Origin of the sequence: Streptomyces sp. SBT349, from assembly GCF_001083795.1 — a bacterium.
Classification (GTDB): Bacteria; Actinomycetota; Actinomycetes; order Streptomycetales; family Streptomycetaceae; genus Streptomyces.
The window spans coordinates 1-11,079 of sequence record NZ_LAVK01000264.1; the positions used below are offsets into that span (position 1 = coordinate 1).

10 protein-coding genes and 1 pseudogene are annotated in these 11,079 nt (G+C 72.5%); 4 read left to right on the plus strand and 7 right to left on the minus strand.

What is annotated here, in order from left to right:
• The 6 genes and pseudogenes from ADY01_RS26080 to galU form a co-directional block, all read right to left on the minus strand.
• Window positions 1-310: pseudogene (locus tag ADY01_RS26080) on the minus strand (hypothetical protein); the annotation flags it as partial.
• Window positions 311-428: 118 nt separating this feature from the next.
• Window positions 429-1,049 (minus strand): GNAT family N-acetyltransferase, encoded by a 621-nt coding sequence (locus tag ADY01_RS26085; RefSeq protein WP_234320420.1) that lies wholly within the window; start codon window positions 1,047-1,049, stop codon window positions 429-431.
• Window positions 1,046-1,567, minus strand: coding sequence for a MogA/MoaB family molybdenum cofactor biosynthesis protein (locus tag ADY01_RS26090; protein WP_049578401.1), 522 nt, complete (start codon window positions 1,565-1,567; stop codon window positions 1,046-1,048). Before ADY01_RS26090 ends, ADY01_RS26085 begins: the two co-directional genes overlap by 4 nt.
• Entirely contained in the window at window positions 1,564-2,049 is a 486-nt protein-coding gene (gene moaC / locus ADY01_RS26095; RefSeq protein ID WP_049578403.1) for a cyclic pyranopterin monophosphate synthase MoaC, read from the minus strand. Before moaC ends, ADY01_RS26090 begins: the two co-directional genes overlap by 4 nt.
• 22 nt (window positions 2,050-2,071) lie before the next feature.
• Window positions 2,072-3,349 carry a gephyrin-like molybdotransferase Glp gene (glp, locus tag ADY01_RS26100; protein ID WP_049578405.1) on the minus strand — a complete coding sequence of 426 codons (1,278 nt, stop codon included), beginning with the start codon at window positions 3,347-3,349 and terminating at the stop codon, window positions 2,072-2,074.
• Entirely contained in the window at window positions 3,342-4,253 is a 912-nt protein-coding gene (galU, locus tag ADY01_RS26105; RefSeq protein WP_049578409.1) for a UTP--glucose-1-phosphate uridylyltransferase GalU, read from the minus strand. Before galU ends, glp begins: the two co-directional genes overlap by 8 nt.
• Window positions 4,254-4,475: 222 nt before the next feature.
• Between galU and ADY01_RS26110 the strand changes: the two genes are divergently transcribed.
• A complete protein-coding gene (locus tag ADY01_RS26110) occupies window positions 4,476-5,096 on the plus strand; it encodes a 5-formyltetrahydrofolate cyclo-ligase (RefSeq protein WP_049578411.1) in 621 nt (206 codons plus the stop codon).
• 43 nt (window positions 5,097-5,139) lie between these two features.
• On the opposite strand, the gene ADY01_RS26115 is transcribed toward ADY01_RS26110, so the two are convergent.
• Window positions 5,140-7,947, minus strand: a complete 2,808-nt coding sequence (locus ADY01_RS26115; protein ID WP_049578407.1) for a penicillin acylase family protein — start codon at window positions 7,945-7,947, stop codon at window positions 5,140-5,142.
• Between the two features lie 214 nt (window positions 7,948-8,161).
• Here ADY01_RS26115 and ADY01_RS26120 point away from each other — a divergent pair, with 214 nt between their 5' ends.
• The 3 genes from ADY01_RS26120 (at window position 8,162) to ADY01_RS26125 (ending at window position 11,020) form a co-directional block, all read left to right on the plus strand.
• Window positions 8,162-9,685, plus strand: a complete 1,524-nt coding sequence (locus ADY01_RS26120) for a potassium/proton antiporter (RefSeq protein WP_078900614.1) — start codon at window positions 8,162-8,164, stop codon at window positions 9,683-9,685.
• Between the two features lie 82 nt (window positions 9,686-9,767).
• Window positions 9,768-10,175 carry an FmdB family zinc ribbon protein gene (locus tag ADY01_RS37455; RefSeq protein ID WP_078900615.1) on the plus strand — a complete coding sequence of 136 codons (408 nt, stop codon included), beginning with the start codon at window positions 9,768-9,770 and terminating at the stop codon, window positions 10,173-10,175.
• Window positions 10,172-11,020: an S-methyl-5'-thioadenosine phosphorylase gene (locus tag ADY01_RS26125; protein WP_049578415.1), complete on the plus strand. Its 849-nt coding sequence runs from the start codon at window positions 10,172-10,174 to the stop codon at window positions 11,018-11,020. Before ADY01_RS37455 ends, ADY01_RS26125 begins: the two co-directional genes overlap by 4 nt.
• The last annotated feature ends 59 nt before the right edge of the window (window positions 11,021-11,079 follow it).

The window sequence follows — 11,079 nt, forward strand, 5'->3', positions numbered from 1 at the left end:
GGCTGACGGGTTCGGCGAAGGACCGGAGGTCGGCGCCGCCGTCCCGGGCGCGCTCGGTCTCGTCGTCGGCGCCGTCCCGGGCGTGCGGGTCGGCGTCGGTGGCCGCGCCCTCCCGGGCGTCGGCCTCGGCCGACGGGCCCGGTTCGGCCGCGGACGCGCGCTTGCCGCGCGTCAGCAGCCTGATGGCGGTGCTGAAGCGCTCCGTCGGGCGGGCCTCGTTGAGCTCGTCCTGTCTGCGGAGCCACATCGGCACGAGATAGGCGGCCCAGGCCCCGACGATCACTGCGAAGATGAGGCCACTGCTGCTCACGCCTCACACCGTAGAGGGGTTTGCGTGAGTCCATCTGCCAAATTGAGCGGTGTGTCGCACGATCAGGCCGTCATCCCGGGTATTTCTTCGTATTGTTACCTGGCTTCGAACACGCATTTCATTTCTGTGCGGCGCTGTCACGGAGCCACCGGGCCAGGAGACCCTGCGGCACCTCCTCGACCGTGAGCGCGTAGACCAGGTGGTCACGCCAGGCGCCGTCGATATGCAGATAACGGGGGCGCACACCCTCTTCACGGAATCCCAGTTTCTCCACAACGCGCCTGCTGGGCCCGTTCTCCGGGCGAATGCAGATCTCCACCCGGTGCAGCCCCATGGTGCGAAAACAGTGGTCCGTGGCGAGCGCCACCGCCGTCGGGATCACGCCCCGGCCCGCCACCGCGCGGTCCACCCAGTAGCCGATGTGCGCGGAGCACATCGACCCCCAGGTGATGCCCGCCACCGTCAACTGGCCGACGAGACGGCCTCGGTGGACCACGACGAACGGCAGCATCCGGCCCGCCTGTGCCTCGCCCCGCAGATGACGGACCATCTGCCGGAACGTCGGCCTGCGGGCGGCGAGATGACCCGCCGGCGGCGGGGGGATGGTGGCCTCCCAGGGGCGCAGCCAGTCGCGGTTGCGCTGGTTGACCTCCCGCCAGGCGCGCTGGTCGCGCTGCCGGATGGGCCTCAGGGACACGTCGCCGTGCGTCAGTTCAGCGGACCACACGTGTGCGTTCACGGCCGGTGATCGCCGCCGCGCAGCTGGTCCACGGCGTGACGCAGGAGGGGCCGCAGCACCGCGAGGCCGTCCTTCACCCCGCCGGCGGACCCGGGCAGGTTGACGACGAGGGTGCGGGCGGCGACGCCCGCCAGACCCCGCGACAGCGCGGCCGTGGGCACCTTGGCGAGGCCCGCCGCGCGGATCGCCTCCGCGATGCCGGGGATCTCGTAGTCCAGGACCCGCCGCGTCATCTCGGGCGTGCGGTCGGTGGGCGAGATCCCGGTGCCGCCGGTGGTCAGCACGACGTCGTAGCCGTCGTCGACCGCGGCCCGCAGCGCCTCCTCGACGGGCTCGCCGTCCGGCACCACCCGCGGCCCGTCGGCGGCGAAGCCGAGGGCGGTGAGGGCGGCGACGAGCAGCGGGCCGGTGGTGTCCGCGTAGACGCCGGCCGAGGCGCGGTTGGAGGCGGTGATCGCCAGTCCGCGGGGGGCCGTGCCCGGCTCGGCCGCCTCCGGGCGGGGCGTGGTCGCGGTCATGAGGAGCGGCTCCAGTCGCCCGACGCGCCGCCCGACTTCTCCTCGACGCGGATGTCACTGATGACGGCCGCCTTGTCCACGGCCTTGACCATGTCCACCAGCGTCAGCGCGGCGACGCTGACCGCCGTCAGCGCCTCCATCTCCACGCCCGTGCGGTCGGTGGTCCGCACCGTGGCCTCGATCTCCACGGCGTCGTCCACGACGGTCAGTTCCACCGTGACCCCGGAGATCGCCAGCGGGTGGCAGAGGGGAACGAGCTCGGGGGTCCGCTTGGCCCCCATGATCCCCGCGATCCGGGCGGTCGCCAGCGCGTCGCCCTTCGGCAGGCCCCCGTCGGCGCCGCGCAGCAGCTCGACGACGCGCGGCGCGACGCGCACCCGACCGGTGGCTCTCGCGGTGCGCGCGGTGACGTCCTTGCCCGACACATCGACCATCCGGGCGGCCCCGGAGGCGTCGAGATGCGTGAGGTGCGGGGTGCTCATGGGCAGTAACCGTACCCCTCGCTCAGCCGAGCAGCACCACCGTCAGCTCGGCCCCCGGCGCGACCTCCGTCACGGTCTCGGGGATCTCGATCAGGGCGTCGGCCCGAGCCAGCGAGGCGATGAGGTGCGAACCCGCGCCGCCGACCGCGCCCACCGTGCCGGGCTCGCCCGGCCTCCCCGGGACGTAGGCGCCCCTGAGGTACTGGCGCCGCCCGGGGGGCGAGTTCAGGGGCGCGTCGCCCGTGAGCCGCGCCGTCACGCGCGGGCGGTGCAGCGCGTCGGGCGCGTGCCCGGCCATCGCCCGCAGCGCGGGCCGCACGAACAGCTCGAACGAGACGAAGGCGCTCACCGGGTTCCCCGGGAGGCCGAACAGCGGGGTGCGGTCGGGTCCGATCAGGCCGAACGCCTGCGGCTTGCCCGGCTGCATGGCGAGCCTGCGGAAGTCCGCCTCGCCGTGCAGCGCCTCCTTCACCACGTCGAACGCGCCGACGCTGACGCCGCCGCTGGTGACGACGAGGTCGGCGCGTACCAGCTGCTCGTCCAGGGCCGCGCGCAGCGTGGGGGCGTCGTCGGCGACGGCCGCGACCCGGTAGGCGACGGCGCCCGCGGCCTGGGCGGCGGCGGTGAGCATGAAGCCGTTGGAGTCATGGATCTGCCCGGGGGCGAGCCGTTCGCCGGGGGCGGCCAGCTCGCTTCCGGTGGACAGCACCACGACGCGGGGGCGCGGGTGGACCAGCGCGGTGGCGTGCCCGAGCGCGGCGAGCAGGCCGAGCTGCGGGGGCCCGAGCACCGTGCCCGCGGTCAGGGCGACCGCGCCGGTGGCGGCGTCGCTGCCGCGGCCGTTGATGTGGGCGCCCGCCGGCGCCCCGCGGTGGACGCGGACCTCGGCGCCGTGGTGCCGCTGCCCGGTCATGCCGGTCGCCGGGCCCGCGCCGGTGCCGCCGTCGGTCCACTCGACGGGGACGACGGCCTGGGCGCCGGGCGGTACGGGCGCCCCGGTCATGATGCGGGCGGCCTCACCCGGGCCGACGGACGGCAGGTCGCCGCTGCCGGCCGCGATGTCGCCGACGACGGTGAGGACCGCGGGGAACTCCTCCGTGGCCGACTCGACGTCGGCGGTGCGCACGGCGTAGCCGTCCATGGAGCTGTTGTCGAACGGCGGCAGCGGGGCGGCGACGGCGACGTCGTCCACCAGGACGCAGCCCGCGGCGTCGAGCAGCGGCAGCTCGATGGGTTCGAGCGGCCTGACGGCCCGCAGCACATCGTCCCGGTGCTCGTCGACCGACCAGGTGTCATTCAACGTGCGGCATCTCCTCGCTGACGTACTTCCGCAGCCAGGAGCGGAACTCCGGGCCGAGGTCGGGGCGTTCGCAGGCCAGCCGCACGATGGACCGCAGGTAGTCGCCGCGGTCGCCGGTGTCGTAGCGGCGGCCCTTGAAGACGACACCGTAGACCGGTCCGCCGGGCACGTCGTTCCCGGCCATGGTCTGGAGCGCGTCGGTCAGCTGGATCTCGCCGCCGCGTCCGGGCGGGGTGTCGCGCAGGACCTCGAACACGCCGGGGTCGAGGACGTAACGGCCGATGATCGCGAGGTTGCTCGGCGCGTCGGCCGGGTCGGGCTTCTCCACCAGGCCCGTCACGCGCATCACGCCGTCGGCGACCGGGTCGACGGAGGCGGCGCCGTACAGGTTGATCTGGGCCGGGTCGACCTCCATCAGGGCGATGACGCTGCCGCCGTGCTCGGCCTGGGCCTCGATCATGCGGGTGAGCAGCGGGTCGCGAGGGTCCATCAGGTCGTCGCCCAGCAGCACGGCGAACGGCTGGTCCCCGACGTGCGGCTCCGCGCACTGGACGGCGTGGCCGAGGCCCTTGGGATCACCCTGACGGACGTAGTGGATCGTGGCCAGGGCGGTGGACTGCTGGACGCGGCGGAGGCGTTCCTCGTCGCCCTTGCGGCGCAGCGCGTCCTCCAGTTCGTAGTTGCGGTCGAAGTGGTCCTCGACCGGTCGCTTGTTGCGGCCCGTGATCATGAGTACGTCGGTGAGCCCGGCGGCCGTCGCCTCCTCCACCACGTACTGGATGGCGGGTTGGTCGACGACCGGCAGCATCTCCTTGGGAGTGGCCTTCGTCGCGGGAAGAAACCGTGTGCCGAGCCCGGCGGCGGGAATGACAGCCTTGCTGATCCGGGGGCGTGGTGACGTCATGCCGGTCACTTTATCCATCTAGTGTGCGGGCACCTGGCAACCGAGGATGCGCGCCGTGTTACGGGCGAGTCGGGTCGCCGTTCGAGGGAATGGACGAGGAAACGGGCGGGACGACGGCACCGGAAATGGCGCGGGAATGGCATGCGAACGGCGCGGGAACGGCGCGGGAACGAACGAGGCAACGGCCGGTGGACGCCGGTCCTGAAGGGAGCGGGCGGGGACGTGGACGACGTCGCGACGTGGAAACGGTCGGTCAGGCGGGACCTGCTGGCGGTGCGGGCCGCCATGGCCGACGACGAGGTGCGGACGGCGGCGGACGCGCTGGCCCGGCGGGCCCTCGAACTGCCCGAGCTGGCGGGGCTGGCCGGGGCGGGGGCCGGGACGGTCGCCGCCTACGTGTCGGTGGGGAGCGAGCCGGGGACGCTGAGTCTGCTGAACGCGCTGCGCGAGCGCGGCGTCCGAGTGCTGCTGCCGGTGCTGCTGGCGGACGACGACCTGGACTGGGCGGAGTACGAGGGCGCGGGGCGGCTGGTGGAGGCGGAGCACGCGGGCCGGATCAGGCTGATGCAGCCGGGCGGGCGGCGGCTGGGGCCCGGCGCGGTGGCCGAGGCGGACGTGGTGCTGGTGCCGGGGCTCGCCGTGGACCGGCGGGGCGTGCGGATGGGGCGTGGGGGCGGCAGCTTCGACCGGGCGCTGGCCCGGCTGGCGGCGGACGGGGCCGGGCCCGCGCTGGTGGTGCTGGTCTACGGGCACGAGGTGGTCGAGGAGCTGCCGCAGGAGCCGCACGACCGGCCGGTGCACGCCGCGCTGACGCCGGAGGGCGTGCACCGGTTCGGGGCCTGAGGCCGGGGCGACCGGGGCGGCCGGGCCCCCGGCCGCCCCGGGACTACTCCTCGGCGGGGGCGGCGGCGAGGAGCGTCAGGGTGTGCTCGGCGCTCTCCTCCACGGCCTCCCGGCTGTAGGCCCACGTCAGGTACTCGCCGTTCGCCCACAGGTCGGTCTGGTCGGTGTAGTTGTCGTGGTAGGCGTGGCCGGAGGCGCCGGTGAGGTTGATCCACAGCGACTCGTCGAAGTTGTCGAGGCTGACGACCATGCGCATGGACGGGACCCAGGTGATGTCGTAGCCGCCCGCCGCGTTCCACCCGCTGGCGTCGACCGCGTCGGCGCCGCCCGGCAGGTTCCAGGGGCCGCGGTTCAGCAGCCACTGGACGGGGCCCGGACCCTCGGTGCCGAGCGTCTGGTTGTTGAGCATCAGGCGGTGGAGGCGGCCCCAGCTCCAGGTGTCGATGTCCTTGCCCAGCTCCGCGGTCAGCTCGTAGCGGGCGTCGCGCATGGCGCGGGCGAGCAGGTCGTCGCGGCCCGTCGCGGCGGACTGGGTGGCGGTCTCCGGCGCCTGCCACCACTCGTTGTCCGGGTCCTCCAGGATGCCGAGGACCACCTCGAACCAGCGGTCGCCGCCGTCCGGCTGGGCGGTGTCGGGGGAGCGCTCGCCGCACTCGGTGATCAGCCGCTCCTCGCCGTCGAGGTTCTCCATGGGCTGGGACTCGTCGGCCGGCGGGACGCGGAGGCACTGGTCCTCGACGCGGAGCTCCTTGGGAAGCTTGTTGCCGAACGCGAGCTGGAGCACGTTCCGCCAGACCGCGTTGAAGTAGGCGGCGCCGGGGGAGTCGGCGTCCTGGCTGTAGTCCCAGCCTTCGAGGAGCTCCTGGGCCTCGCGGACGTAGTCGTCGGAGATCTCGATGTCCAGCAGGTAGGGGACGAGGGTCTCGGCCATCTCGTTGTTGTTGTCGAGCTGGATGGACTGCATGTCGCCCATCGAGATCTTGCCGCCGTCCTCGATGGTGCCGAGGATCAGCTCCTCGATGCGCTGGCTGCGGGTGCCGTAGCTCCAGTCGTCGGTGAGCTCGTACGCGTACGCGTCGGGGTCGATGACGGCCTGGTTGGCGGTGACGATGTAGCCGCGCTCGGGGTTGAACTCGCGGGGGAGCTCGTCCTGCGGGACGGAGCCGGTCCAGTCGTAGGAGGAGTCCCAGCCGGGGGAGGGGTAACGGCCGTCGCCCTCGCCCCTGACGGGGATCTGGCCGGGGGCCTGGTAGCCGATGTTGCCGGCGGTGTCGGCGTAGATCAGGTTCTGCGAGGGGACGGCGAAGTCCTGCGCGGCGGCGCGGAATCCGTCCCAGTCGGTCGCGGTGTTGAGGGAGAAGACGGCGTCCATGGTGCGGGACGGTTCGAGCGCGGTCCAGGCCAGCGAGACGGCGTAGCCCTCGCCGCGGTCGGGGGCCGAGGAGTCGACGGGGGCGCTGTCCCCGACGTCGGCGAATTCCTCGCCGCGGTCGGAGATGATCGGCCCGTTGTCCGTCGCGCGCACGGTGATGTCGCGGGACTCGCCGCCGGCGACCTCGATCACCTCGGTCCGGGTCTCATACGGAACCTGCTCGCCGTCGTGCAGGAAGTTGCCGTCGTCGAGCTTTTCCAGCCGCAGATCGGTCACGTCCGCGCCGAGGTTGGTCATGCCCCAGGAGATGTCCTGGTTGTGGCCGATGACGACGCCCGGCATGCCGGAGAAGGTGAACCCGGAGACGTCGAACGGGCATGCGGCGCTGACCTCGTTGCAGTGCAGGCCCATCTGGTACCAGATGCCGGGCAGCGACGGCGCCAGGTGCGGGTCGTTGGCCAGCAGCGGCGCACCGGTGGTCGTGTAGTCGCCCGAGACCACCCAGGAGTTGGAGCCGATGCCGCTGCCGTTGGTGCCCAGCAGGGCCGGGATCTCGTCGAGCGTCTCGGAGACCGAGGCCAGCTGCGTGGAGACCCCGTCCAGCGCCTCGTCCACGCTCTGGCCTTCGGCGCCGCCCTCGGTGCCGCCGTTGGTGCCGAGGCCGTCCCCGGCGCCTTCGAGGCCCTCACCGTCGCCGAGGTCCCCGCCGCCCGCGCCGTCACCCTCCGGAAGATCAAGTCCGGGCGGGGTCGCGCTCCCATCCGCGCCGTTCTCGGTCACGATCGGTCGGTTCCGGTCGTACGGGTACTCCGGGTACAGCTCCTCGATCTGCTCCGGGCTGAGCCGTTCGGCCAGCAGGGAACGGTCGATCTCCTCCTGCATGTTGCCTCGCAGGTCCCAGGCCATGGCCTTGAGCCACGCCACCGAGTCCACCGGGTCCCACGCCTCGGGCTCGTAGTCGTTCACGAAGCCGAGCGCCGCGTACTCCACGGAGAGGCCGGCGCCGCTGTGCTCGGAGAGATAGGCGTTGACCCCGGCCGAGTACGCCTGGAGGTACGCCTTGGTGTCGTCCGACAGCAGCTCGTCGTACTCCTGCTGCGCCACCTCGCGCCAGCCGAGCGTGCGCAGGAAGGCGTCGGTCTCGACCTGCTCCTCGCCGAACATCTCGGACAGCCGCCCGGACGTCATGTGCCGGCGGACGTCCATCTCCCAGAAACGGTCCTGCGCGTGCACATACCCCTGCGCGCGGAACAGGTCATCGGCGCTGTCGGCGTACAGCTGCGGGATCCCGTTGCCGTCGCGGGCCACCGTCACCGGCGCGGACAGGCCCTCGATCGCGATCTCCCCTGACATCTGCGGGAAGGACGCCCGCACGGTACTCACGCTCCAGTAAGCGCCGTAGCCGAGTCCGGCCACGAGCAACAGAACGAGAGCGATCACGGTCAGACGACCGCGTCGCCTGGACTTCTTGGCGGGCATCTCTGTCCTTCACAGGGCAGCCGAGCGGGTCGGAAGCAACCATAGACATACGGCCACTGAGGTGAGCCTACGGGGAGTCACACGCTCAGGCCGGAGCGTTCATATGATGGTAAATTCGGCGCAAAGGCCGTGAATTGCCATGCCTGTACGCTGCGTCCGGCCGTTCCGAGTCGCGTTCCGGTGACCGGAAGCCCCGGCCGCACCCGGCGAGAGGATCCGCCCCCTGACTGTCGACCGCCTCAACGAGCTTCTCTTCTTCGGCGCCCTCGTCCTGCTCCTGGCGGTCGCCGCGGTGCGGCTGACCTCGCGCACCGGCCTGCCGTCCCTGCTGATCTACCTCGCCATCGGCATGGGGCTCGGCAGGGACGGCCTCGGCGTGGAGTTCAGCGACGCGGAGCTCGCCCAGGTGATCGGCTACGCCGCCCTCGTCGTCATCCTCGCCGAGGGCGGGCTGTCCACCCGCTGGCGTGACATCCGCCCCGCCATCCCCGCCGCCACGGTGCTGGCCACCCTCGGCGTCGGGGTCAGCGTCGGCGTCACCGCCGCCGCGGCCCACTACCTGATCGGCCTGGCCTGGACCCCGTCGCTGCTGATGGGCGCGGTCGTCTCCTCGACCGACGCCGCCGCCGTCTTCTCCGTGCTGCGCCGGGTCCCGCTGCCGCGGCGGCTCGCGGGCACGCTGGAGGCCGAGTCCGGGTTCAACGACGCGCCCGTGGTCATCCTGGTGGTCGCCTTCTCCGACCCGCACCACTCCACCACCTGGTACGTCCTGCTCGCGGTGATGGCGCTGGAACTCGCCATCGGCCTGGTGGTCGGCCTCGTCGTCGGCCGCCTCGGCGAGGCGGCGCTGCGGCATGTGGCGTTGCCCGCCTCCGGCCTCTACCCGATCGCCGTGCTGGCGCTCGCGGTCCTCGCGTACGCCGGGGGCGCGCTCCTGCACGGCAGCGGCTTCCTCGCCGTCTACGTGGCCGCCCTCGTCCTCGGCAACGCCCGGCTGCCGCACCGCCCGGCCACCCGTGGGTTCGCGGACGGGGTGGCGTGGGTGGCGCAGATCGGCCTGTTCGTGCTGCTGGGACTGCTCGTCGACCTCAACGCGCTGTGGCACGGGCTCGGCCCGGCGCTGATCGTGGGCGGCGTGCTGACGCTGGTGGCCAGGCCGCTGTCCGTGATGCTGTCCCTGGCGCCGCTGGGCCGCCCGTGGCGGGAGCAGGTCCTGCTCTCCTGGGCCGGGCTGCGCGGGGCCGTTCCCATCGTGCTGGCGATCATCCCCATGGTCGCGGGGGTCGAGGACAGCGACCGGATCTTCAGCATCGTGTTCGTGCTCGTCGTGGTCTTCACCGTCGTCCAGGGGCCCACGCTTCCGTGGCTGGCCGGGCGGCTGCGGATCGGGGAGGACGAGAAGACGGTGGACGTCGACATCGAGTCCGCCCCGCTCGACCGGCTCCGCGGCCACCTGCTGTCCGTCTCGATCCCGTCCGCCTCGCGGATGCACGGCGTCGAGATCCGCGAGCTGCGGCTGCCGCCCCAGGCGTCGGTCACGCTCGTGGTCAGGGACGGCAACAGTTTCGTGCCCGAGCCGACCACGGTCCTGCGGTGGTGCGACGAACTGCTGGTGGTGGCGACGGACGAGGTACGGGACGCGGTGGAACGGCGGCTGCTCGCCGTCGGGCGCGGCGGGAAGCTGGCCGGCTGGCACGGCGGGCGCGGCAGCACGGGGCTTCGGCGGCCCCGTGAGTGAGGGGCAGTGGACTTCCGGGGGCGGAATGCTGCACGATGGACCGTCGTTAGCACTCCATGACCATGAGTGCCAGGAGGGTGACGTGCCGACGTATCAGTATCAGTGCACCGGGTGCCACGAGGGCCTTGAAGTGGTGCAGAAGTTCAGCGACGACGCGCTGACGGTGTGCCCGGCCTGCCAGGGGCGGCTGAAGAAGGTGTTCTCGGCGGTCGGCATCGTGTTCAAGGGCTCCGGCTTCTACCGGAACGACAGCCGCAGCGCCGCGTCCTCCAGCAGCTCGTCCTCCAACGGCTCGTCGGACTCGTCCGGCGGTTCGGGGTCCGGCTCGGCGAAGAAGGGCGGCGGATCCTCTTCCTCGGGCTCGTCGTCGGATTCCTCGTCGTCTTCTTCGTCCTCGTCTTCTTCGTCTTCTCCGTCTTCGTCGTCCTCGGGCTCGTCGTCCTCGGGCGGCTCCTCCTCGTCGTCCAGCGCCGCCGCCTCGGCCGCATGAGCGACGGCGCCCTGGACGGGCGGCAGGCCGAGATCGGCGTGATCGGCGGGTCCGGGTTCTACGCGTTCCTGGACGATGTGACCGAGGTCGTGGTCGACACCCCGTATGGCGAGCCCAGCGACGCGCTGTTCCTCGGCGAGATCGCCGGGCGGCGCGTCGCCTTTCTGCCGCGGCACGGCAGGACCCATCGGCTGCCGCCGCACCGCATCAACTACCGCGCGAACCTGTGGGCGCTGCGCTCCCTCGGCGTGCGCCAGGTGCTCGGCCCCTGCGCGGTCGGCGGGCTGCGGAGCGAGTACGGCCCCGGCACGCTGCTGGTGCCCGACCAGCTCGTGGACCGCACCAAGGCCAGGCAACAGAGCTTTTTCGACGGCGAGATCCGCCCCGACGGGCGGCAGTCCAAGGTGGTGCACATCTCGTTCGCCGACCCGTACTGCCCGACCGGGCGGCAGATCGCGCTGGGCGCGGCGCGGGAGCACGGGTGGGAGGCGGTGGACGGCGGCACGATGTGCGTGATCGAGGGGCCCCGTTTTTCCACGCGCGCCGAGTCCCGCTGGCACGCCGCCCAGGGCTGGGCCGTGGTGGGGATGACCGGGCACCCGGAGGCGATCCTCGCCCGTGAGCTGGAGCTCTGCTACACCTCGCTGAGCCTGGTGACCGATCTGGACGCGGGCGCCGAGGCGGGCGAGGGGGTCTCGCACGCGGAGGTTCTCGAGGTCTTCGCGGAGAACATCGGCCGCCTGCGCGACGTGCTGTTCGACGTGGTGGAGAAGCTGCCCAAGGACCGCGACTGCCTGTGTGCCACGGCCCTGCTGGGCCAGGACCCGGGGATCGACCTGCCGTAGGGCCAGCACCAGGGAGATCACGACCAGCGGCACGGTGGACAGCAGCGTGAACCAGACCG